Here is a 24,927-nt window from a genome sequence, read left to right on the forward strand (position 1 = left end):
AAATTCTGCTCTGCTTCTGGCTGCTGTTCCGCTTAAACAGCAGCAGGAATAATCACTTTAGCCAGGCTTTCTTCTTCCAGCTGCAATTCTTCGTTCATTATTTTTCCCTTTTTAAGGATTCCTTTGGCCACCCAGTAAGAGCTTAGCTGCAATACCGCAACAATAATAATGGCATAACGAAGGGCCACTTCATTTGAAAAATAATAAGCCAGGAGCAGGAAGGTTCCGGCACCGGTAAGGCGGCCTACATACAGGCCCGCTTCGTGGTTCAATATATAGGCAAATTCACTCCTTTTTTCTTTTTTCGTCAGGATATCGATCACACTAAACTGAATCGGGAAATAAGCAAGATCCAGCAGCGGTTTCGCCAGTAAAAGGAACAGCATAAATAAGATCACACCGGTTTCGTTAAAGAGGATTCCGTTGATGAGGGCTGCGATGGTAAATAAGACCAGGCCTGTTCCGAACACGTAAATCCGATGTTCCGGCCCGGTTTTACGGCCAATGATGTACATCAGTACGGCGGCAAAGATGGCACCTACCGACTGTGCGGTTCCCAGCGCACCTTCTTTTCCAAGCAACAACATGATCAGCATGGCCGGAGCCGTCACCAAGAATCCTTGTACCAGGCCTTTCAAAACGGCCAGGGACATCAGCCTGTACCAATAGCTGTGAAACTTAAAATAAATAAACTTCTTACCAATGGGATTGGTAAACTTGCCGGTAAAACACATGACCGATGCCCCTATGGTTACCACAAATACAATACCCGTCACAATTTTATACGCCATTTTTGCATCTCCTGCGCCAGCATAAGACTCAATGAACCAGCCAATGATCACCGGAATGACCACGGCAATGATGGTATAGAAAAATGTTTCCAGACCATAATAGTAATTCCGGTTGCTGTCGTTGGTGGTGGCCAGGGCCAGGAAGTCCCGGTTTGCCCAGTAAAAGCCAAAGGACATGCCCATTACGATTCCTGCAATTCCAATCCCGGTAATGTCCAGTGTGGTCAGCGACATCATGATCATCATGGAAATTGCACTGAGCACCATTCCGAAGGAATAGAGCACTTTAATTGGAAAGCGGTTTAGCAGCCAGCCATTGATCAGAAAGGTTAAAGGGATTCCGGTATAAATCGTTAACTGGTACACGACTACCTTTACCGGGTCATTGGAGCTCCGCATCACATAGGCTGCCACAAAAATATCGATCACCGGCAATACGATGCTATAGATCAGATTGGTTAAAGTCAGGACTTTAAAATTATGGGACTGCGCTTTGAAATGCGCGATTTCAGACTTTAGTTTATTAATCATGCTCGTAGGATAAGGAGTTTAAGATTTCAGCGATGGAAAATTTAGCCCCGCAAACAAACTCGTCGGCAGCACCATAATAAATTGTGAGCTCATCTCCCTTCACCACATGACCGTTGGTGAATACCACATGGCCGAAAAAGCCGCTCAGCTCGTAGGTTGTGGCAGGGATCATGATTGGATCTTCAGATCTGGCAATGACAATGGAAGGATCGTTGAGATCAAGCAGAAAAGCACCCAGACAATACTGATGGGCCGCATTTGCACCATGATAGATCTCCAGCCAGCCTTTTTCCGTCTTGATTGGTGCCGCTCCTGCACCTACCCTTGCGCTGTCCCAGCTCCCTTTACGGGTGGTAATGATGCATTTGTGTTTGCCCCAGTGGATGCCATCCGGAGATGCTGCGATCCAGATGTAGTTCCCGCCGATATCGACACTACTGGGGCGGTGCAGGGCATAAAATTTCCCGTTGATCTTTTCTTCAAAAATGGCACAATCCTTATTGTGCGGAGGAATGATCATGCCTTCGGATTCGAAGTGTTTCCAGTCTTTGGTTGTGCGCATGCCTACCCCTACCCCTTGTTCTGAAACGGCGGTATAGGTCAGGTAATAGGTATCGTCCAACAGCGTCACCCTGCAATCTTCTATTCCAAAAGCTTCCTGGAGGGTTTCGCCCTGGAGGATCGGATAACCTTCCGGTTCATAAAAACGGATGCCATCCTCACTGCGCAGTAAGCGCAGGTGCGACAGTGTTGTTAAATAATCGATCCCCTTGTAGCGGATCACCCTTGGGTCATCTGCATTCAGCTCCGGATCATCCGCAGGAATTTCTATAATTTCAATCCCATCGTTCTTCAGTACCGGAAAAGAAATGATGCCTTCCTGTTGTGCAGGTCTTTCAGCTACGCGAACCAACAGCCAGGTCTTTCCTTCAAAAGTAAAGACCCCTGGGTTTAAGAGACAACTGATCTCCAATCCCGCCCTGCTTGGTTTTAAATCTGCCGGTGATAATAATGGGTTTTCTATAAATCGTTGTGCTTGATCTTTCATAAATATTTAGTAACCTGAGTTTTGGACAATTGCTTTTCCTGATTTATCAACTTCGCCTTGTGGTACGGGATACAGGTAATTGTGGTCCTGAAAATTCTTACCCAATACAGTCAACACTGTTTTTGCTGTTTTCCAGCGTTTCAGGTCGTTGAGGCGTTGTGCTTCAAAACCAAGCTCCACCCTTCTTTCCTGCATCAGCCAGTTTTTGATCTGTACTTTATCCGTCACCGCAACCGAACGATCCGGCAAGGTCCCTGCCGGGGCGGTACCTCCTGCAGCTGTTGGCGAGGTTCTGGCACGTCTGCGGATGTCGTTGATCAGGGCAATGGCAGCCGGATAGGCATTGGTTTCGTTATACGCCTCTGCTTTCCAAAGCAAGACATCTGCCATCCGGATCATGATTTTATTGCTTGGTCCGTCGTCATTGCCTTTATTGGCCCCGTTAAGCGATCCCAGTAATTTATTGACATTTTTATCTGTTACATTCACCGTATAGGCCAGCCTTGGGTCGTTCGCTTCAAAAGCATTCAGAAAATCCGGACTTGGTGCAAAAAAGCCCCAGTCTAACAAGGCACTGATGCCATTGCCTTTGCGAATCGTTTGACCGGAGATATGGTCGTAGGCAAAGATCACTTCATTATCGCTGAACTCTTTGGCTACGCTGAAGCTGTCAAAATAATTGGCATTCAGGCTGTAAAACCCTGTTCCTTCCAGCTCCGTTACCAGGCTGATGACCTCTGTCCATCGCTGGTTATACAAAGCCACTTTTGCCTGTAATGCAACCACTGCCCCTTTTGAAACCCGCCATTTGTCGACTGTACTCGAGAATTTAGCTGCAGGAAGTGCAGATTTAGCTTTGCTCAGATCTTCGTTGATCAAGGCCCAGGCTTGTGCCTGAGGGACGGTTCTCGCCACTTCATAAGCTTCGTTAAAAGTTTTGAGTGGTTTGGTAATGATGGGAACGTCTCCAAAATTGTTGACCAGGTCAAAGTAATAATAGGCCCTGAGGAAATAGGCTTCCCCAAGCAGTCGGCTTCGAAGCGCGGCATCCATTCCTATTTTGGCTACCAGCGCATCATCTGTCAGGTAACTCAGAGCCAGGTTGGCTTTCGAGATCCCCTGATAATTGAAGGCCCAGATGCCGTTGAAGCCTCCGTTTTCGGAGGTAAACCGGAAACCTGAAATATCGTCCATCCAGGGCTGATCACCATCAGGGTTCCATTTTTTCAGCACATCACCTCCGGCGATATCCTGCAGGATCACATCCGGACGGATCACTTTACCACCCGCCCAATCCCAGTTTCCCATCAGGTTTAAAGTATAGGACAGCATCCGGTAAGAAGCGTCTACGGAGGAAACTACGGTATTTAAAGTCGGATCTGTGCTCACCTGTTCGGGGGTGATCAATCCGATCGGGTCTTTATACAGTTCTTTTTTACAACCCGCGGTAAACATTAAGGTTACGGCGAATAAGGAGATATATAATCGTTTCATCTGAATATCTTTTAAAATTTAACATTTACACCAAACAGGAATGCGCGCGACTGCGGATAGGTTCCCATATCTACCTGATCGATAGACTCCGGGTCCAGGCCGCTATATTTCGTACTGGTGTACAGGTTCTGACCTGATACATACAGCCGGACATCCTTTACCCCCAGTTTTGTTTTCTGCAGCAGGTTGCCGAAAGAATAACCCAGCTCCACGTTTTTAATCCTGAAATAGGAAGCATCCTCCACATATAAGCTCGAAACCCGGCTCACACCGGTATCCGTAGTGCTGACTCTCGGCATCGTGTTCGATGTTCCCGGGCCATTCCAGCTTTGCAGCACCGCCGTAGAAGAGTTGAACGGCCTGCTGTCGAAGTCTGTGATTTTCTTCGCATCATTGTATTTGTCTACGCCCTGAACGCCCTGCATAAAGACAGAAAGGTCAAATCCTTTATAACTGCCGGACAGGTTAATGCCATAGGAGAATTTTGGGATTGGGTTTCCGAGGAAGGTCCTGTCGTTGTCGTTGATCTGTCCGTTTCCATCCAGATCTGCAAACCTGATGTCACCGGGCAGCTGTGAAGGATTGGTTGTTCCGGAAAGGTGTTGTGTGATCTCGGCCTGGGTCTGGTAAATGCCTTCCATTTTATAGCCATAGAATGCATTTAGCGGCTGTCCGGGAACAGTTCTGGTAAAGGGCCCGCTCAGGGTTGGTACATTTGGATGTAACTGGATCACCTCATTATTTAAGGTCGCCATGTTTCCACTCAGTGAGTAGTTAAAATCACCAATTGCATTGCGGTAACTGGCAGAGAGTTCAAATCCTTTATTTCTCACTTTACCTGCATTCACATAGGTTGGGCCTACCGAACCCACCATTTCCGGTAAGCTTAATTGCAAGAGGATATCGGAAGTTGTTTTTACGAAATAATCCGCAGAAATGGCCAGTTTATTACTGAACAGGTTAAAGTCCAGCCCGATGTTCTGCTGCGAAGTGGTTTCCCATTTCAGGTCCGGATTTCCATAACGGTTCAGCGAATAGCCCTCACCATCTTTGACCATGGTACTCAGGTACGCATAATTGGGGATCTGCTGATTGCCCAGTTTTCCGGTACTTGCCCTTAATTTCAGGTTCGAAATCCATTTGATCTCTTTCATAAAAGATTCTTCTGAGATGGCCCATCCGGCAGAAACAGAAGGGAAATATCCCCATTGTCTGTTCTCTCCAAATCTGGAGGAAGCATCTGCGCGGAGGTTGGCCGTCAGCATATAGCGGGAATCATACACATAAGTTCCGGAAGCAAAGACCGAGAACAAGGCCCATTCACTGGCATTTCCGCCATTCCAGAGGTCTCTGGCCGAGGATCCGAAGTCTATATATTGGAAACTATTGGTCGTATAATCGTATCTTTTTCTGGAAGCAGAAAGTCCTGATGCCGTATTTTTGATGTATTCTGTTCCCACAAGCCCATTGATGGCATGTTTGTTAATGGTTTTGACATAGTTTAAGGTATTGTTCCAGGTGAGGTTCAGTTCCTCGCCTCTTTCCTCATTCAATCCGTTTGGCCTGTTTTGTCTGCCTGCGCCCGGGTCAACTTCATTGGGGTCGTTGTTGTCGTCATCTCCAAAGTTTTGCAGGAATGCTTTATTGTGAAGGAAGTTCAGGTCCACACCCAGGTTTGTTCTTAAAGTCAGTGATTTATCTCCCAGAAAAGCATATTCTGCATAGGCATTTCCAAAAGTTTTCACATTATTTCTTTTGTCGTTGGCAAAATAAGCGAGTGCAATTGGGTTAGATGTTCTTTCATAATTGGGGTCCCATCCGCCATTGCTGTTGTTGAACTTGTAAAAAGGCAGGTCCGTAAAAGGGTCATCTGCTTTATAGCCTGGGTCTGAAGGATTTTTATACACGCCCAGTACCGGTGGCCTCAACAGCGCATGGCGAATGATGCCCGGTGCATCTCCTTTGGAAGACAGCCAGTCTTGTTTTGCCGAAGAAAGCTGCAGGTTCGTTCCTATTTTAAAACGGTCGGTTAGCTTTGCATTGACATTGGCCCTGAAATTAAAGCGTTCATACTGGTCATGATTGTAAACTACAATTCCATTTTGTTTGTAATAAGCTCCCGACAGCAGGTATTGCACCTGGTCACTTCCACCGCTTGCGCTCAGTTGTGCACTTTGGGACCTTCCGGTTTCAAAAAGCTCGTCCAGCCAGTTGGTATCCGACAGATCTGTTCTGCTTTTGGCAGCGGTATAAGGATTCGGATCAGGTTTACCTCCATTTTTCCAGGCCTGTTCCTGTTTACTCAGGTATTGGGCAGTATTTAACAGCGTAGGCAAATTAGCCACCCGCTGAATTCCGTTAAAATAATTCAGATCAAGCGTAGAGCGGTTAGCGGTTCCTTGTTTCGTTGTAATCTGAACAACCCCTCCTGCCGCACGTGCGCCATAGATCGCAGCAGAAGCCGCATCTTTCATCACCGATAGACTTTTAATATCCGAAGGATTTAAAAAAGAGATGTCCAAAGTAGGTGTTCCATCCACGATATACAGGGGGCTGTTAAAGCCAATGGTATTTTCCCCGCGGATGCGGATATTGATCGGATCGCCAGGTGCACCGGTGCTTTGGGTAACCTGTACCCCAGAGACCTGCCCCTGCAGCATCTGCGCTACATCAGGAACCCTTCGCTTCTCCCCATCGCCAACGTTCAGGTTTCCCATTGCGCCGGAAATTGTGCTCTTACGTAAGCTGGTATAGCCCACCACCACCACTTCATTCAAATCTGAAGTGCTCGGTTTCATGGAGAGGTTCAGTACCGCATTCCCCGTGTAAGGAACCGTTACCGGCAAATAACCTACATAATTAAATACCAGTGATTTTGGGCCGTCCGGGAGCAGGGTAATCACATATGCTCCATTGGCATCGGTTGCCGCTTTGTTTGGTGTATTGAGTTGCTGAACAACAACCCCGGGAAAGGGCTGCTGATTTTCATCAGTCACTTTTCCACTTAGTTTGACCTGGGCCAGAGCTGTGAGCCCTGATAGTACTATTAACAGTGACAAGCCCAGAGAGAAGAGTAGATTTCTTTTCATCTGTGATATATTTGGTTAGAACAAATTTATAGGAGTAGCCCCCCGAAGGAGTGTACTATAGTTACATTTTAGTTCACTATAGTTACAAAGAAGCTATATTCTTCCCGTATTGTTCTGACCAGGACTCATTTAGTTCAGGCTAATGAGTTCCAACCGTATATATCAGGTATGATTTAGAAATGTCTTTCCAGAAAAGCTTTGGCGTTTTGAAACATCAGACGATCTGTAATTTCTGTGGCAGTAAGGTCAATGCCGGGGTAATTGGGCAGTTCCAGTTCCAGCTCTGTTTTTAATGCCTCCGCAAAAGTTGCCGCTTCCGTTGAATTCCGGAAACAATGTATTGCGGCAATCATGCCATCGAAATCCGATCCGATACATAAATTATTCCAGGGGGCCGGTATGCCATACCAACCTGCAATTTCCCAGATCCGGACGAGCTGGTTCAGTACCAGGCGCACGTGATACCGGTAATCCGGAGACTCATCGGTTTTCTTTTTCGGGGCGAAAATGCTGTTGAGCTCTGCATCGGCTTCCTTCGAATCCTCTATATCCTGAGGTTCGGGATGAACCAGGTTGAGCGTGGTATTGCCATTGTCGATATGCCCGGTCTCAAACTGTTCGAATAAGGTTTGGATCTTTTGATCTGCATCAGGATCAGTCAGCAATTCATATTCCTCATGACTGTAAAAATCATTTTGCAAGGTTCCGGTTTTATCCTTTCCTCCCAGAATCCGCAGGTCCAGCGAAATTCCGATCAGGCCATTGCTATCCAGGATTTCCCGGATGTCTTCATTGTATAAATTTATGGAGAGCGGGTAGAAATCTGTTCCCTCCAGTCGCCCTCTGTTTTTAAGCCAGGTCAGTTTATAACCATAGCTCTTCCTGACAGGATTGATGATCATATTTCTATCTTTCCGAAATACCGTCCAGCTCTCCCCTGCCAGGCCGATATGGCTGGCTATAATGGGCATATGCGGAAAGTATTTTTTTCTGAACAGGTAGAAGATCCTCCGGGAAACGAGGCTCATGTGTTTGACATCGATGAACACCTTTTTAGCATAGGCATTTTCGATCATCCGCTTACCAAATGCCGTGATCCCGATTCCCTTAGGGAGCAGTGGCCCTTTTGTGAGCAGCTTATTGCCATAGGCATGGGTAATAAATTCGTTCGGTGTTAAATGTGCCAACGTGAAATACAAGACCTTAAAGCCTTTATTGATAAAGGAATTGAAATTAATGACTACCTGCTCAATGTCATTCACCCTGTTGTTAAGGTCGTAAAAAGTATGCCCTCCTTCCAGGTTAAAGACGATGTGTAAGGTATTGAAATCGGCCACATTGTATTCGTTCCAGTTTTTCAGGAATTTAACTTTCTTCCTGGCTTCGATCTGATCTTCCGGTCTTGGGGCAGCACTGATATTGGCAAATTCCTGCCCAAAAGTTTGCTGGTAAGAACTCGTCAGGGTGATCATATCCCTCAGTCTCTCCCTGCTCAGGAACTTTTTATAAATCGTGGCAGCGCCTATTTTTAACAGAAACTGATCGATCATCCCGATTTCCGGCGGGTGAAGGGTGAGACAAATCAGGTTGATATCTCCCTCCTGCATCAGCATTTTTAAGGAACATTGAGATTCCAGGATATCACCAATCAGGTGGTCCTTGGGGTTCAGGTTGCTCCATACGGAAAATTGCCTGCCATCCTGTGGCAGGAAGAGGGTTTTTAGTCCCGGGTGACAATGAAGATCGAAGAATGCCATACCTGTTGATTGTTATAAAGGTTATTTATTAAAGTTCATGACCAGGCCAAACTGCCAGGAGAAGACCGCATCATCGTAACGGATGTTCAGGTAATCCCGCCCAAGAAAGGCATGGGTAACAAATCCGACATCACTGGTTACCCAGGGCATCCAGGTGAAATAGGCATGTCCGCCAAGCCTGTATTTCTGAGCCAAAGGGTAACGGGAAAGGTTCTGATCCATAATATAGGTCAGCTCTGTCCTGAAGCTCATTTGCGTACGTGTGGTTTTTATCGTCGATCCTTTTTCTTTCTGGAGCAACCGGAACTGAGAAGCCCTGATCCATTGCAGATTGAGCAAAAGCCGGTTTAATCCGTAGGCATCTTTAAATTCATCACTCAAAGTAAGGGGTCCGCCGATATTGATTTCCCGCTGGTAGCCCAGGCCGGCACTGAGCAAATGGTCGTTCAGTGTTCTCGTAAGGCCGTTAAAGACCACACGGAAATAGTTGGTACTAAAATCGCCATTTTTATAGTTGTTTCTGCCGGGTGTATTGTTGAGAAAAAAGGAACCCGCCTGTCCGTTGGAGTAATGGTGAACCTGAAGTTTTACCCATAGATTTTTTGTGTTGGGCTGAACGACATTCGCTATCGGCGTTACCAGATAATCAAAGCCTAAACCGACATTATCGCTTGTAGGCAGCAAGGGGCTGGAATTGTCTCTGGTCATCCTGATCATGAAGCCGGCATCAAAGGTTGCCCTAAGCTTTTTCAGGAATCCGGGACTGTAATACTTCCCACGGTAGAGCGAGATCCGGTGGGCGATATTTCCTTCTGCCCAATAACCATCTTTCCCTTCCCCGTCCTGTAATGGGCTTTGCCGGCCTTTAAGCGGGTTAAACTGCGGGAGAATGCTGATGTAAAGAATCGGATCATGATCACGGTACAGTTTATGGAGCTCATTATAGGGAATACTGAGGGTATCGGCACGCCTTCTCATCACCTCCTGATCGGCCTTGTCCCTGAGGGTTTCGGTGGGCCCGACTTTATTTTTTCCTTCGGGAACCTGTGCCATTGCAGACATTGCGATACCATTTGACAGCACACAAATGGATACAAAAAGTTTGAGAGACGTTTTCATATTAAAGAAGTTGAGCGTTTGTATCCCTAAATTACAAAAGACAGCCTGAAAAACGTAAAATACTTTTTGACTGAAAAATCAAAAAAATATTCATTAACAACAAGTTAAGGAAAAAAAATCAATATTATTCATCACCTATAATGGATGGGTATGTTCCTCATATTGCTGCTGGCGATACTCGTTTGGAGCGCAGTGGTAAATCTTTTTAAACTCCCTGAAGAAGTAAGATTTGTTGTTGAATCCCGTGCGGTAAAATATTTCAGATACGGTGTATTGGGAATTAACCAGCATGTCTGCTGCATGTTTCAATCGAATTCTTTTAATAAATTCAGCAGGGGTCATTCCGGCCAGCGATTTCAGTCTCCGGTACAATTGCATTTTGCTAATGGAAAGGGCATCTTCAAGTGTGGCGGCATTGAGTTCCGGCTCATTCAGGTTTTTCTCGATCACCTTCAGCAGTTCTTCCAGGAATTTCTTGTCTGTATCTGCAATATCTGCATCCATGAACTGATTGGTGATGTGCTGATCTTTGATCAGGTGTTCCATCCGGAGCTGATCGTCGAGGAGTTTGCGAATCCTGACCTGGAGGTAATTGATCTGAAAAGGTTTAGGAATATAGGCATCTGCCCCCAGCTCATATCCTTCCGTCTTATGTTCTTCAGAGCCTCTGGCCGATAAAATGACAAATGGAATCCGGGCCATTGCAGGCGTTTGTTTTACCGTCCGGCACAATTCCAGTCCGTTCATATCCGGCATCATCACATCGCTGATGATCAGGCTTGGAATCGTTTTATGTAAAAAGGCCAGTGCTTCCAGTCCGGTTCCTGCTTCATAGACTACATAATGATCTTTTAAGACGTTCCTGATCAGGAACCGCAGTTCAGGTTCGTCCTCGACCAATAAGATGCTTAATTTTTCCGTTTGCTGCAGGTCGTCAATCAGGCTGTTTTTATTTCCCTCTTCTGCAGAAACCATTTCCGGCTGTTCATAGACCTCTACCAGTGATTCATATAAAGCAGATGGTGCAGAGGTGATCACTTTTGTTTCTGCAGTACCTGTTACTTCCCTGAGCTGTATTTTTATCCTGAAATCTATCCAGCCATTCTGCAGGCTCACCTGAATATCAGCGCCCATCAGGCTGATCAGTTCTTTCGTAAAAGCCAGGCCAATCCCGGTGCTGAATTTTTCTGTCTGCTGCTCGTTGCTCACATAGAAGCGGTTGAAGATTTGTTCCAGGTGCGCTGTTTTTAAGGTACAGCCGGAGTTGGAAACGCTCAGCTCCAGGAGCCGGTCCTGAGGATGGTACCAGACTTTAAAAGCCACCGTTTCCCCTTTTCCGGAATGTTTGAAGGCATTAGACAGGAGGTTGTATAAAATCTTTTCAAATTTATCTTTATCAATTGAGCCTGCCAGCCCCTGGGGAATACTCCTCAGGTATTCCTGTTCATTTTTTTCACTGGTGGGGATAAACAATTCGGAGAGACTATCCAGCATTTTACTGATGTCCAGATAATCCTCTTTCCTGGACAGGTAACCGGCCTCTGCTTTTCTGAATTCCAGCAGTTGCTGCACCAGATAGGTCAACCTTGCGGTATGCTGATGCACCATAGAAATGAAATAATTGTTTTCTTTCTTTCTAAGGTGTTCTACAGAGCCCATAATCATGGTTAAAGGGGTCTGGATCTCATGTGCGATATTGGTAAAGAAGTTCAGGCGCTGCTGATGCTCTTCCTCGTCTTTCTGCCGGAGCAGGTGTTCCATCTGCAACTGGTATTTCATCCGGAGTTTATTTTTCCGATACAGATGGAAGGCATAACCAGAGGCGACCAGGATCAGCACATAAGCAAAAAGCGCATAATAGGTTAACCAGAAATATTGCTCCACATGAAGTTTAAACACCTTGATCTCTGTCGTCCACAAGCCTTCCCCATTGCTCCACCTTACTTTGAGGATGTAATTTCCCGGAGGAACATTATTATAAATGATATTTCCGACGGAACCTGCATAGTTCCAGTTCTTATCCAGTCCTTCCAGTTTATAAGTAAATTCATTTTTAGCTTCATTTAAAAAGCTCATGGATTTCAGGCTCACCTGGAAGAAGTTATTTTTACGCGCTAAAGTGTATTCCGGAATCGGTGCCTGAACAGATTTCAGCACCTGCAAGCGGTTCTCATCCAGGTTTTTTCCACCCATCTGAATGTTGGAAACCAATACATTAGGCTGGAGTTTATTGGCTGTAATCCTTTCAGGGGCAAAATAATTAAATCCATAAATCCCTCCAAAATACAGTAGCCCATCTGCCGACTTCCAGACTGCGCCATCACTAAATTCATTGCTCTGCAGCCCGTCGCCCGACCTGAAATAAGCGACTGCCCCATTTTCCGGGTTCAATCTCGCAAGCCCTTTATTGGTACTGACCCAGATGCTGCCCGAATTCGCCCCGGCAATGGCATGAATGGTATTATTGGGCAGGCCTTCATTCATGGTGAATTTTCTGAAGGAGGGTTTTTCCCTGAAAGATTCGGAATGGCTGAGCATATTTAAGCCATAACTCGTCCCGATCCATAACCTTTTCCGGGCATCCAGATAAAGAGAAAGCACATCATTATTGGACAGGTCATTTGGAGCAGAAAAGGCTTTAAAAGTTTTAAACTTCCCTGTTTTTTTATGTAAGACGCTTAGGCCACCATACCTGCAGGCAATCCAGAGCCGATCCTCATCATCATTGCTCAGGGCATAAATGATGTCGTTCGCAGGGCCGTTTGCTCCGCCGGAAAGGTATTGTTTGAAATAGCTGATGCTTAGACGGCCTTCCCTGGTTTTGCTTAGTTTCAGATGAATCAATCCGCTGCCACTTGTTCCCAGCCACAGGGAGCTGTCTTTATCCTGCAAAATGGCATAAACAGAACCAAATGAAGGTAATTTCGCCGTTCCGGCAAGGTCAGTCCAGCTGATGTTTTGTTTTTTATTTAAATCATAAATTCCGAGTCCTTTGCCGTCTGTTCCGATATAGATATAAGGAGAACTGCCTTTTTTCAAGGCATAGACCGAATTGTTTTCCAGGCCATTGCCGGTATTGAGCACATTTTTCGCAGAATTGAAAGGAGAGCCGGACCAGAAATTATTTAAAATCACAATTCCTTTTCCCTTGGTCCCTATCCACAAATTCCCATCTACCTCCGCAAAGGCGCGAACAGGCTTGTTCAAATCTGCAATGCTGTTCTTATTGACCAGCCCGAAATAATTGATCTTCGGATAGATTTTGATCAACCCATCGCCATCGGTACCGATCCACAGGACATTGTCTTTGGCGACTTCAATACCCGTTACTCTGATATTGGCCAGTTGCCTGACTTCCTGCTGCATGAAGGCGGAAGGCTTAAAATCATTGTCGAACACTGCTATTCCCTGACCATCCCGGGCGAGGATATAATTCGAATGGTAATACCTGATCGATTTGATGCTTCCCGAAATGCCGTTTATTTTTTGAGGCTTTGATTGGGAATCTACAAGCCATAAGCCGTTGCTGATGTCCGTAAATAAAACCCGGTTATTGACCAGAAAAAAATTACTGACCTGCTTTGGGGCCTTGATCATATGGATCTGGCTTAAGCCCGATTTGCTGACTTTGCAGCTCAGCAGTGTCCCATCGTTTTGGAGGAACCACATCAGGCCATTCGCCCCTCTTTCCATTTTCAAGACCTTTTTGATTCCTGCCGGGAAAGAGATCGGCTTAAACTGGTTCCCTGTTAAATCAAACCAGCTCAATCCATAGGTTTTGCTGTAACAGAATACGGTTCCATCTTCCGCTATTGCCAGTTCATATTCCTTTTCAGCGATGCTTCTTTTTGTCGCCTGGTTATAAAAATAATGATAAAACTTGCCCTCAGGTTTTTCAAATCTGGTAATTCCCCCGATGGTACTGATCCAGATGTTGTCTTTTTTATCTTCTTTAATGTCCTGAATGACATTGTTCCCGATGCTGCCGCTTTTATTTTCACTGTTGTAATTGAAGACCCTGAAATCGGTGCCATCATACCTGTTTAATCCATCCCAGGTACCCACCCATAGCAATTGATCTTTATCCTGAAAAACGACATTTACGGCACTGTTTGACAAGCCATTTCGGTTATCAAACTGCTGAAAATAAAACTGACCGGGGTCCTGACCTATCGCTGCAAGCGTAAGTTTGGTAATGCCAATCAGCATAACCGTGAAACAAAATTTAAAGAAGCCCCTCATTGTAAAGTATTGGTATCCCAGGATATTGCATCCAATATACAACAAATCACAAGGATTCAGGCAGCTGCTCCCCCGGCAGAAGTGAAACGATACTGATACATTTAGCTCTTGACATCTTGATGTATAGGTATCAAAAAACCCGGGACCTGAGGTCCCGGGCTCTTCTATCTGGCATTTTCTATTAGTTGTATTATTTTTTTGGCTACACCGCTGGAGGATTGAAAATTTTGTCCGGTAATAATTCGCCCGTCAGTTTCAACGTGCGCAAGGTTCCTGCCTGAAAATTTAAATGTTCCACCTCTTTCTTCTATAGTCTTCTGAATCAGAAATGGAAAATGCTTAAAATATTCGCCATCTTGCTTTTCGTAAACATCGGGATAACCACTTATTCTTTTTCCTTCCACTAAATACTTCCCGTCTTTAGTTTTTAAATGGGCAATACCCGCCGTACCATGGCAAACTGAAGATATAATGCCCATATTTTCTTCATAGACCTTTAATGCGATATCCTGAATTTCTTTATTTTCGGGCACCTGGTACATCGCACTCCCCCCGCCGATATAATGTACTGCTTTGTAATTTCTATAGTCTGTTTCTGCAGGTTTTTGGGTATGCTCCATCGCGTACATAAAGCCCTGATCATACAGGTATTCTTTTTGTAAGGTATCAGAGGTGTTGATATATGCCAAAGGAATGCTTCCTCCTTCAGGGCTTAGAAAATCTACCGTATATCCTTCGGTAGCAAAAGTATGATAGGCATTGACAATTTCCGAGAAACTATTTCCTGTAGCAATCGCAGATTTTCCATAAAAATGTGCGTTAGATACAATAAACAAGATGCGTTTCCCCGATTTATTTGTCGGCATACTGCTGGCTGATTTACTGATGATTTTCCATTCGCCCTGAAGTTTCTTCAGTAAAAACATATCCATAAATTCCTGCTTCCGCTGTGGGATGAGTATCTCGGCCTGGGCGATGGCGATATCATTATAAACCTCTATTGAAATAACCCGCCCCAGGCGGCCATTAAACACCCCTTGTTCTCCTTTTTTAAACCATTGCGTATATTCAGCAGCAGGCACCAGCCATACCGGTTTTTCTTTATGACTTAGAAATAAATTAGCCTCCGGATAGAAAGCTTTGGCGATACTGTCAGGCAGGTTATAAGAAGTGCCTTTCAGATAATTTTCGATAGTTTTTTGAACAGCTGCCTGCTCAGATTGTGCGAATAGCAATGCTGCCTGTAGTATAAGCAACAAAGAAAGAAACATTTTTTTCATATACTTTTTGAAATTTTATTTTTCACAAAACTATATGAGGCAATGCCCTAAGTGATTACAAGTGTATAATAATGAAGTACTATTGTATAATTCCGGAGTAAAAACTCATGTTTCCACATAATTAGAAGGCGTGGTTCCGGTGATTTTTTTGAAAGTACTGTAAAAGGTACTGCTCGAATTAAATCCACATTCTATACCAACCGCGTCTATTTTTAAATGCACATCTTCTTTTAGTAGCCTCTTAGCTTCTTCCACTCTATATTCATTGATAAATTGATTGAAGCTTTTATTCAGGTTATCGTTTAGGAACTGCGATAAAAACTGAGGTCTTACATTCAATTCTTTAGCAAGTATGGTAAGGGTAAGATCAGGTCTTTTATAAACTTTTTGCTCCTCAAAAACAGTTGTTATTTTCAAAAGGATATTCTGGGCTAAACTTTCTTCTATCTTGTTCGAATAGCTTTCTTTTTTGAGGACGGAAACGTTGAGCGTCTTATTTCTTTCATAGAAAATCACCATAAGGGATAAATAAAAGATAAAGGAAAATGACAGGGCACCCGAAATGTAGGAAGTATACCTTGCGGTATAATAAGAAGCCCATATGACAAAAATACCAGATATTACGGTTAAGATCCACACTTCATCGTAACTCATCTGCCTGGAACGGTCAGCCAGTTTAGCAAATGTGGCTCTGGCAGAATAAAAGGCGAGTAAAATGAAGAATAACCACTGTGCATTGATCACATAGTACACAGGCTTCGTCCACCAAATGGTGTATCCTTCATAGGGAAACAACCAACCCAGAATAATCAGGAGCAGGAGCAGCCCTGCAAGGCTGTATTTTGCTATTGTGATGTTTAAGCGCTCTTGCTTTGATTTTACGTAAAAGAACAATAGTGGCCCAATTAAAAAACAAGCCGATAAGCCAATTTGCAGATAAATTTTAGACAGTTGAGGATGGAAATAAAACAATACTGATTTGCCCACCCTAATGCTCAAAGCAGCAAGCAACCCTCCTAAAAACACATCGGTATGCGTTTTTTCCTTTTTAAAAACCGCAAAATACAAACTCAAAACAACACCGTTAAAAGCACCGAGTGCGCTTAAAAAGAATAATATTTGCTTGCTAAAATTCATTTTTTTGAAAAAACATGGATGGTTTAGGCTCAGCCCTAAAATCGGGGTTTTATTATTGTAAAGGTATTAAAAAGCCCCGGATTTAAGGTCCGGGGCTTTTCCATTATCGTATAATATGATGTTGATCTATTTTTTATCCCAGGTTTTCTCTCCTTTTTGCATTTTGTCAAGGGTAGCCTGGTAAGTTGGTTTATCTGATGCCGGAACAAGGGCAATCGCTTTCTTTTGTATGGCGATGGCTTCGTCTTTCTTGCCCATTTTATAAAGCAGATTGGCATAGGTATCCAGGAAGGCAGGCTCTTTGCTTTGTGTGTCCTCCACACTTTTCTTGCTCCATGCCATGGCAGAAGCCACACATTCTGCGTCATGACAGTTTTCGAATACCGTCCAGGCGAAACTGTTCAACATGGAACCGTCTACTTCAGTGCCATATTTTTTCATATAGGCCAATACTGAAGTTTGAAATTTCGGCCAGTTATTTTTGCTTTGATAAAACTGAACCTGCAGCAGGTCAGTGGATTTGTTCAGGTCTACTGTAGGGTATTTTGATTTTGCCACCTTAATCAACGAGTCCAGGTTGGCAGAAGGTTTTCTCAAATGAGGATAAACTTCTTCCTGCAGGATCACGCCGCTCAGGACTTGATTTGATTTACCTTTACCCAGTACGGCATCAACTTTTCCAGGTTCTTTCAGCATCAGCTGAAATCCTTTGCTTTTGCTGCTTTTGGTAAACTTACCCAAAAAGTCCAGGTTGTCTTTAGTGTACAGGTTGCTTTGTGTTTCCAGGTAAGCTGCAGCTATTTTCCCTGCATTCTCCTGATCGTAAGCTTCCTCAGCAACAGAGGCCAATTGCTTTAAAGTCTCCGGAGCGGCATTGCCTGCTTCGTATTTTTTTAGCAGGGTATAATACTGTGTTTCCGGATTCAATGCTTTTTCCGCTTTGGCAATAAATTCATCTGCATCACCGCCACCTACAATCCGGTGAACCAGTTCGCCCTTAGGTGAAAAGATCAGAAAAGTAGGGTACGCCTGAATTTTATAAGCTTTATTGATGGCATCCGCATCGGCATACCAGCTTTTCACTTCTTCGTTATCGTCCTTGGTTTTATCGAACTGGACTTTTACATTCACAAAATTCTTATTGAAAAAAGTACCCATTTTCTCCTGAGGGAAGATGGTGCTGCTCATGTATTTGCAGGGACCACACCAGGTGGTAAAGCAGTCGACAAGCAGGTATTTATTTTCCTTCATTGCCTTTTCGCGAACCTGTGCCCAGGTCAGCCCATGTTCAAAATGTGTTCCTTTATCCTGTGCAAGCCCTAAGAAAGGGATCAGGAGAAATAATAAAATTAACTTCTTCATTTGATTGTTTTTTTATGATACGCCAGATTGTTTTTTCTAATACCCAAGATAACAACTCTCTATCATATAACGATATAGCTTTTAAACATTTAACGAAAATAGTCCAGATATCCCCCTTCTTCTAACCCTTTCTTCTCTTTTCAACGGAAAAATCACAAGAGAAACACAAAATATCCTATATAAACATAAAATTATTAAAAAGTAAAATAAAAAACACAAACACTGTGATATAACAAAATATATTACTCAACATTGCACTAAATAAACATTTATGCAAAGTGTTAAGAAACATCAAAAATAAATGAAACAACCTAAGCATCCAATCCAGGCAAACCCACTAAGAAACAATTTCCAGCCGCTTCTTAAAAACATTAAGGCCATTATATCGGAGAGTCAGAACCAGGTTGTCCAGAGTATTAACTCAGCGATGATTCTAGCCTATTTCCAGATAGGCAGAATGATTCTTGAAGATGAGCAGGCAGGAACTCAACGTGCAGCATATGCAAAGGAAACCATCCTGTGTTTGAGTAAAGAATTAACAAGCGAATTTGGAAAAGGCTATTCCACAGACAACCTTGAAAGGTGTAGAAAATTTTATACTACTTATCAGCACAGGATTTCCACATCGGTGATGCGGAAATCTTCCAGTCGATCAAAATCGGTCTCAGCGATCCGGAAATCAAAGAGTCCTGATCGAACGGAATTTCCATTTCGTTTAAGCTGGACGCATTATATTCAGCTCTTAAAAATTAAAGATGAAGATGAACGGAGCTTCTATGAAATTGAAGCCGCAGAAAACAACTGGTCAGTCAGAGAGTTACAACGGCAATATAATTCGGCGTTATTTGAACGACTGACCTTGAGCAAAGACAAGGAAAGCGTACAGAAGCTGATTAAAAAAGGGCAGATTCTTGAAAAACCAGCAGATGTTCTAAAAAGTCATTACGTATTGGAGTTTCTTGGACTAAAAGAAGATTCCGGATATTCTGAGAATGATCTGGAAACTGCGATTATCGACAAGTTAGCATATTTCATGTCTGAATTGGGAAAAGGATTTTTGTTTGAAGGCAGACAACGAAGATTCACATTTGAAGGAGACAGCTTTTTTGTGGACCTGGTTTTCTATAACAGACTGTTAAAATGTTTCGTTCTTTTTGATCTTAAAATTGGCAAGTTAACCCATCAGGACGTCGGCCAAATGCAGATGTATGTAAATTATTACGACAGAAAAATAAAGAATCAGAGGAAAACCCAACCATAGGCATTATTCTATGCAAAGAAGAAAACAGAACCATTGTAGAATTCACCTTGCCCGAGGATAATAAGCAGATTTTCGCAAAAGAGTATAAGGCTGTTTTACCGAGTAAAGAAGCACTAAGAAAGCAATTATTGTAATGCCGTTGTGCTTACCTGATCATCGGATGAAGCTCTGCTCCCGATATCGCAATAAAAAGGCCTCAAGATTTCCGCNNGCGGAAATCTTGAGGCCTTTAAAACGGATGAAGTTTACTCTCCCTCCTCTCCTCCGTTTTTCATCTTCATCAGGATCGCATAAGCGTTTTTCATGACAATATTCTTCGCAGGCAATGGGGATTTGATCTCTGTAAAACCTTCGCTTAAAATGCCAGGCTCCACAGCGATCATTTTGTACTGATGGTTTCCTTCGTCGGTAAATACATAAAACTTGTTCTCCCATTTTACAACCGCTTCATCAGGGACCGCAGTAACACTGGTATGGTTCAGCTTTACCGCAGCATTCAGATACGTTCCCGGCAACAACTCTTTGCCGTAGTTTTCCAGGTCACAATGTACACTGATGCTTCTGTCTTCTCCAATAGCAGGACTGATCAGATGAATCGTGGCCAGGTATTTTTTATCCGGATTTCTGTTTGTCGTACATACAATTTTCTGTCCTTCTTTAAGACTCGAAGCATCATTTTCCAAAACGGTCAGGTTCACATGAAGCTTCTTCGGGTTGATCAGTTCAAACAGGACATCCGTTGCATTTACATATTTCCCCGTATTTACATTTACTTTGGTGACATGCCCCTCAATAGGGGAATAAATCTGAATGCTGCGGGAAATATTACCTGCAGTTAAGGTAAGCGGGTTGAGTCCGATCAGCTGTAACTGCTCCGCTAATGATTTCACCATGATCTTTTGCTGATTAAAATCGCTTTCTGTCTGCTGAAAAAGTTTATCACTCGTCGCTTTTGTAGCATTCAGGCCTTTTTGTCTGATGTAATCTGATTCCGCAAACTTCAGTTTGTTTTTTGCCATCAGGTAATCCTGTTGCAGCTGTACATATTGCTGATCTTCGATCGTTGCCAGTACTGCGCCTTTGCGGACCATCATTCCCGGAATAAGGTTCGTCTTTCTGATATAGCCTCCTAATGGAATGCTGATGGAAAAGACATTTTCCGGTGGTACATCTACCAGTCCGTTTACGTTGAGCATGCTGCTCATTCCCCTTTTCTCAGGTAGCCCTGTGGTAATCCCTGCAATTTTTTTCTGCTCAGCAGTAAACTGAACCAGGTTCGTTTCCTGTTTAACTGCTGATTTCGGTGTTTCTTTGGCCGCTTCTTTTTCTGCATTTGTGCAGGACATAAAAAGGAGGAAAAGAGAGAGGCTTAATATGATGTTTGTCTTCATGATGATGTTCTTTTTATTTGCTGGCACTGATTCTTTCGATTTCAAAAGCAGCTTCGTTGAACTGCTGAACGGTATTAAAATATTCACTGCGGATCTGGATGCTTTGGTTTAAGAGCAGCGCCCAATCCAGGTATCCGATTTCGCCCGCATTGAGTTTCTGCGTAGCAGTAGCGATGATCGCCCTTGCATTTGGCAACAGCCTATCCTGGTAAGACCTGATGAGCTTCTGCTGCTGCTCATATTGCTGATGCGCTTCCTCCAGTTCCATGCTCAATTGCTGACGCGCCAGTTCCAGCTCCTGCTGCTTTTGAAGGATCAGCACATTTGAAGCTTTTATTCTGGATTTTTGTGCGCCGAAGAAGAGCGGAATTCCGATCCCCAGACTAACAGAAGAGAAGCGTTTGCTTCCTCCATAATACTGCTCCGTTCCCATCGCATTGGTTTGCCAGCCGATAATGCTCGCGTTGTTGTAACCGAGGCTAAGCGAAGGCAAGAGCCTGCTCTTCTCCAGCTGCATTTGTTGCCTGGACAATAGCAGTTCCTGTTCTTTTAAGCGAAACCCCGGATTTCCGTTTACCTCAGCAGCCGGGGAAACCAGGCCATAAACTGCCGCCTCCGGAGCAGGCTCCAGCTTTACACGGGCATTCAATAAGATATTGAAGCGGTTTAAAAGTAAACGGTAATCTTTTTTCAGCATCTCCAGCTGATTGCTGATCTGAAGTTTCTGGTTTTCCGCCATATTCAGCTCCAGAACATCCACGTCTCCCGCCTTATAGCGCTGCTTTGACTTCTCCAGGAACTCTGAGTAAACCCGATCTGCTTCCAGCAGGAGCTTTTCCTTTTCCTGAATAACGAGCAAGCCGTAATAACTCAGCTTCACACTGTTTTTCACATCCAGAGTCTGTTGCTGCAAGGCGATCTCACTGAGCTTTACATTGGTTTTAAGTACAGCCGATTGCCTGGCATATACTGCAGGAAATTCCAGGTTTTGGGAGATGGAGAACTTATGGTCATTTGCCAGGCTGTTAAACTTGCCATATTCAACACCAAGATTTGTTTTCTCCAGATCAAAGCTGCTTTTCTTTAAAGCCTGCTGATAGCTGACCTCTGTAGCTGAAACCTGTAAGGAGCGGTTATTTTTGCTTGCGGTATCCAGTGCTGCGGCTAAGGAGATCCGCTCCTGCGCTTTTACATTTCCAAAAACACCACAGATCAGTACCATGGCAGTGATCATTCTTTTTCCCGGTTTAAAATAGCCGAAACCTTTCTCAAATACGATATAAAGCATGGGTAAGACAAATAAAGTTAACATGGTAGAAATGATTAAACCTCCGATGACCACGGTGGCCAGTGGCTTTTGTACAGCACCTCCTGCCCCTGTGCTGATGGCCATAGGAATAAAGCCCAGAGAGGGAACCAGTGCCGTCATCAGTACTGCACGCAATTTAGATTTGGTTCCATGGACCACAATCCGTTTCACGTCATCCCATCCTTCCTTTTTCAGGCGGTTAAATTCTGAGACCAGCAAAATTCCATTCAGCACAGCGACACCGAACAAAGCAATGAAGCCTACCCCCGCCGAGATGCTGAAAGGAAGGTCTCTCATCCAAAGTGCGAAGATGCCGCCGATTGCGGAAAGCGGAATGGCCGTATAGATCAGGAGTCCCTGTTTTACAGAATTAAAAGCAAAATACAACAACAGGAAAATCAGAAAGAGCGCGATGGGAACCACAATGCTCAACCTTGATTTCGCGGCCGTCATGTTCTCAAAAGATCCCCCATAGGCGATGGTATATCCCTTTGATAAATCCAGGTCTTTGGCTGCTTTTCCCTGAAGCTCCTGAACGATCGACTGGACATCGCGGTCTTTCACATTAAAGCCGACAATGATCCTTCGTTTCGTATCCTCCCGCTGAATCTGATTGACCCCCTCCACTTCTTCAACAGAGGCCACCATGCTTAGCGGGATCTGCGTCCCATTACCGGTAGAGATCATCAGGTTTTTGATATCGTCTACGTTCTTGCGGGCATTTTCCGATAGCCGGACCACCATGTCAAAGCGTTTCTCCCCTTCATAAACCTGTCCTGCAATCTGTCCTGCAAAAGCAGTATTGACCACCCGGTTGACTTCGCCCACGTTCAGGCCGTATTTGGCCATGCCGTCCCGGTCATATCTGACCACCACCTGAGGCATCCCTGTTACCTGTTCTTCGTAAATGTTTACCGCACCTTTTACCGTTCCGATAATTTCGCCAAGACGATGTGCATACGCTGCAAGGGAATCCAGGTCCTCCCCAAAGATCTTACAGACCACATCCTGTCTCGCCCCGGTCATCAGTTCATTGAAGCGCATCTGAACGGGAAACTGAAAGCCTACCGTAATGCCCGGAACAGCTTCCAGTGCTTTTGTCATTTTCTCACTTAATTCCGGAAAAGATCTGGCAGAGGTCCATTCCTTTTTATCCTTTAAAATTACCATCATGTCTCCTGCTTCGAAAGGCATCGGATCGGTAGGAACTTCCGCACTTCCGATTTTGGTGACCACCTTTTGTACTTCAGGAAAATCCCTGATCAGTATTTTAGCTGCCTGCTGTGTCGTCTGAATTGTATTGTTCAGGTTACTTCCGGTCAGTAAACGGGTTTCTACTGCGAAATCCCCTTCTTCCAGCTGAGGAATAAACTCTCCTCCCATTTTACTCAGGACAAATAAAGAAAGTCCGAATAAGGAGATCGTCACCAGTAAAATGGTTTTTGGAAAACGAAGCAATGCGCCAAGTAAAGGCTGATATTTTCTTTCCAGCCAGATGATCAGCTTATCGGTCAGGTTTTTCTTATGCTGTAGTTTTTTATTCAGGAATAAGGCCGACATCATCGGGACATAGGTAATGGACAGTATAAATGCACCGAGAATGGCAAAGGCAATCGTGAAGGCCATAGGCTTAAACATTTTTCCTTCAATCCCTTCGAGCGATAATATCGGCAGGTAAACGATCAGAATGATAATCTGGCTAAACACCGCAGATTTGATCATAGCGCCTGTTGATTTGCTCACCTCTATATCCATCTGTTCCTGATTGATCCGGTCCAGTTTCCTGAAATGTTTGGAATGGGAGAAGCGGTGTAAAATGGCTTCGACCACAATCACAGAGCCATCCACAATGAGGCCGAAATCTATTGCCCCTAATGACATCAGGTTTCCGCCCACACCAAATTTGTTCATCAGAATGATCGCAAAAAGCATGGATAAGGGAATCACCGAAGACACGATCAGTCCGGCTCTGAGGTTCCCTAAAAAGAAGACCAGGACGAAGATCACAATCAATGCACCTTCCAGTAAATTGGTTTCCACCGTTTGAATGGCATTGTCCACCATTTTTGTCCGGTCCAGAAAGGATTCTATGACTACGCCTTCGGGAAGCATTTTCTGAATTTCAACGATCTTCTCTTTTACACGTTTTACAACCACGGAAGAGTTTTCGCCTTTAAGCATCATCACCACTGCTCCTGCCACCTCGCCCTGATCGTTATAGGTCATGGCGCCGTACCTGATGGCAGAACCCAACTGTACCGTTGCCACCTGACTCATCAGCACCGGCATGCCATTATTTAACTTTTTAACAACGATTTTCTGAATGTCTTCCGGAGTTTTCGTCAGTCCTTCGCTGCGGATATACAATACGGTAGGCCCCTTCTCTATATAAGCGCCCCCGGTATTTTCATTGTTCTTTTCTAAAGCATCAAAGATATCAGTGATGGTCAGGTTATAGGCTTTTAGCTGTTCCTGTTTAACCGCAATTTCGTATTGCTTTAATTTCCCTCCAAAGCTGGACACCTCGGCCACACCCGGTGTTCCGAGCAGCTGACGGCGAACAATCCAATCCTGTATGGTGCGGAGTTCCTGCTCGTCATATTTACCTTCATATCCTTTGAGTGGTCTGACCACATATTGATAAATTTCGCCCAGACCTGTAGATACAGGGGCCATCTGTGGTGCGCCGATTCCCTGGGGGATCTCCTGCTGCACCTGCTGTAACCGCTCGCTGATCTGTTGCCGGGCCCAGTAAACATCTGTTTCTTCATTAAAAACAATGGTAACCAGGGAGAGTCCAAAACGGGAAAAACTCCGGATTTGTTTCAGGCCTGAAATACTGCTGCAGGCCTGTTCTATGGGAAATGTAATGAGCCTTTCAATGTCCGGTGCACCAAGGGAAGGTGAAACGGTAATTACCTGAACCTGATTGTCTGTAATATCAGGAAGGGCATCTATGGGTAATTTTGTAACCTCGTAAGTACCCCAACCCATCAGGGCGAGTACAAACAAGCCAATAATCAGCTTATTCTTTACAGAAAAGCCAATGATTTTATTTAGCATAATCATGGTGTATTAATGAAACCGACAATATAAACCCTGTCTGATCAGGAGGA

Annotated in this window: 12 protein-coding genes and 1 pseudogene; 1 reads left to right on the forward strand and 12 read right to left on the reverse strand. The window is 44.3% G+C overall.

Annotation, left to right across the window (positions count from 1 at the left end; translation table 11 throughout):
• Nucleotides 1–32: 32 nt before the first annotated feature.
• The 10 genes from DBR43_RS21010 to DBR43_RS21055 form a co-directional block, all read right to left on the reverse strand.
• Nucleotides 33–1,322 (reverse strand): MFS transporter, encoded by a 1,290-nt coding sequence (locus tag DBR43_RS21010; RefSeq protein ID WP_124584374.1) that lies wholly within the window; start codon nt 1,320–1,322, stop codon nt 33–35.
• Nucleotides 1,315–2,370 carry a glycoside hydrolase family 130 protein gene (locus DBR43_RS21015; protein ID WP_124584376.1) on the reverse strand — a complete coding sequence of 352 codons (1,056 nt, stop codon included), beginning with the start codon at nt 2,368–2,370 and terminating at the stop codon, nt 1,315–1,317. The genes DBR43_RS21010 and DBR43_RS21015 overlap by 8 nt, the downstream gene beginning before the upstream one ends.
• A gap of 6 nt (nt 2,371–2,376) precedes the next feature.
• Nucleotides 2,377–3,864 (reverse strand): RagB/SusD family nutrient uptake outer membrane protein, encoded by a 1,488-nt coding sequence (locus tag DBR43_RS21020; RefSeq protein ID WP_124584378.1) that lies wholly within the window; start codon nt 3,862–3,864, stop codon nt 2,377–2,379.
• Between the two features lie 11 nt (nt 3,865–3,875).
• Nucleotides 3,876–6,953: a SusC/RagA family TonB-linked outer membrane protein gene (locus tag DBR43_RS21025; protein WP_199757097.1), complete on the reverse strand. Its 3,078-nt coding sequence runs from the start codon at nt 6,951–6,953 to the stop codon at nt 3,876–3,878.
• A 173-nt stretch (nt 6,954–7,126) separates the two neighbouring features.
• Entirely contained in the window at nt 7,127–8,710 is a 1,584-nt protein-coding gene (locus DBR43_RS21030) for a membrane dipeptidase (RefSeq protein WP_124584380.1), read from the reverse strand.
• A 21-nt stretch (nt 8,711–8,731) separates the two neighbouring features.
• Nucleotides 8,732–9,829, reverse strand: coding sequence for a hypothetical protein (locus tag DBR43_RS21035; RefSeq protein WP_124584382.1), 1,098 nt, complete (start codon nt 9,827–9,829; stop codon nt 8,732–8,734).
• 135 nt (nt 9,830–9,964) lie between these two features.
• Complete coding sequence (locus tag DBR43_RS21040; protein ID WP_233603079.1) at nt 9,965–14,038, reverse strand: two-component regulator propeller domain-containing protein; 4,074 nt, start codon at nt 14,036–14,038, stop codon at nt 9,965–9,967.
• Nucleotides 14,039–14,235: 197 nt separating this feature from the next.
• Nucleotides 14,236–15,351, reverse strand: a complete 1,116-nt coding sequence (locus DBR43_RS21045; protein WP_124584386.1) for a nuclear transport factor 2 family protein — start codon at nt 15,349–15,351, stop codon at nt 14,236–14,238.
• A gap of 105 nt (nt 15,352–15,456) precedes the next feature.
• On the reverse strand, nt 15,457–16,488 hold the full coding sequence (locus DBR43_RS21050) for a helix-turn-helix transcriptional regulator (protein ID WP_124584388.1): 1,032 nt from the start codon (nt 16,486–16,488) through the stop codon (nt 15,457–15,459).
• A 126-nt stretch (nt 16,489–16,614) separates the two neighbouring features.
• Nucleotides 16,615–17,850, reverse strand: coding sequence for a thioredoxin family protein (locus tag DBR43_RS21055; RefSeq protein ID WP_124584390.1), 1,236 nt, complete (start codon nt 17,848–17,850; stop codon nt 16,615–16,617).
• A 427-nt stretch (nt 17,851–18,277) separates the two neighbouring features.
• On the opposite strand from DBR43_RS21055, the pseudogene DBR43_RS21060 reads away from it, so the two are divergent.
• Nucleotides 18,278–19,245, forward strand: a pseudogene (locus DBR43_RS21060) (PDDEXK nuclease domain-containing protein).
• Nucleotides 19,246–19,356: 111 nt separating this feature from the next.
• On the opposite strand, the gene DBR43_RS21065 reads toward DBR43_RS21060, so the two are convergent.
• Entirely contained in the window at nt 19,357–20,502 is a 1,146-nt protein-coding gene (locus DBR43_RS21065) for an efflux RND transporter periplasmic adaptor subunit (RefSeq protein ID WP_124584392.1), read from the reverse strand.
• A gap of 13 nt (nt 20,503–20,515) precedes the next feature.
• Nucleotides 20,516–24,874, reverse strand: coding sequence for a CusA/CzcA family heavy metal efflux RND transporter (locus tag DBR43_RS21070; RefSeq protein ID WP_124584394.1), 4,359 nt, complete (start codon nt 24,872–24,874; stop codon nt 20,516–20,518).
• Between the last annotated feature and the right edge of the window lie 53 nt (nt 24,875–24,927).

The organism is Pedobacter sp. KBW06, from assembly GCF_003852525.1.
In the GTDB taxonomy this organism is placed as follows: domain Bacteria; phylum Bacteroidota; class Bacteroidia; order Sphingobacteriales; family Sphingobacteriaceae; genus Pedobacter.

Excerpts from the sequence above, each read along its gene's own strand:
- DBR43_RS21025 (WP_199757097.1), bottom strand. The coding sequence starts at position 6,953 with ATGAAAAGAAATCTACTCTTCTCTCTGGGCTTGTCACTGTTAATAGTA.
- DBR43_RS21045 (WP_124584386.1), bottom strand. The coding sequence starts at position 15,351 with ATGAAAAAAATGTTTCTTTCTTTGTTGCTTATACTACAGGCAGCATTG.
- DBR43_RS21055 (WP_124584390.1), bottom strand. The coding sequence starts at position 17,850 with ATGAAGAAGTTAATTTTATTATTTCTCCTGATCCCTTTCTTAGGGCTT.
- DBR43_RS21035 (WP_124584382.1), bottom strand. The coding sequence starts at position 9,829 with ATGAAAACGTCTCTCAAACTTTTTGTATCCATTTGTGTGCTGTCAAAT.
- DBR43_RS21050 (WP_124584388.1), bottom strand. The coding sequence starts at position 16,488 with ATGAATTTTAGCAAGCAAATATTATTCTTTTTAAGCGCACTCGGTGCT.
- DBR43_RS21020 (WP_124584378.1), bottom strand. The coding sequence starts at position 3,864 with ATGAAACGATTATATATCTCCTTATTCGCCGTAACCTTAATGTTTACC.
- DBR43_RS21070 (WP_124584394.1), bottom strand. The coding sequence starts at position 24,874 with ATGCTAAATAAAATCATTGGCTTTTCTGTAAAGAATAAGCTGATTATT.
- DBR43_RS21040 (WP_233603079.1), bottom strand. The coding sequence starts at position 14,038 with ATGCTGATTGGCATTACCAAACTTACGCTTGCAGCGATAGGTCAGGAC.
- DBR43_RS21030 (WP_124584380.1), bottom strand. The coding sequence starts at position 8,710 with ATGGCATTCTTCGATCTTCATTGTCACCCGGGACTAAAAACCCTCTTC.
- DBR43_RS21015 (WP_124584376.1), bottom strand. The coding sequence starts at position 2,370 with ATGAAAGATCAAGCACAACGATTTATAGAAAACCCATTATTATCACCG.
- DBR43_RS21065 (WP_124584392.1), bottom strand. The coding sequence starts at position 20,502 with ATGAAGACAAACATCATATTAAGCCTCTCTCTTTTCCTCCTTTTTATG.
- DBR43_RS21010 (WP_124584374.1), bottom strand. The coding sequence starts at position 1,322 with ATGATTAATAAACTAAAGTCTGAAATCGCGCATTTCAAAGCGCAGTCC.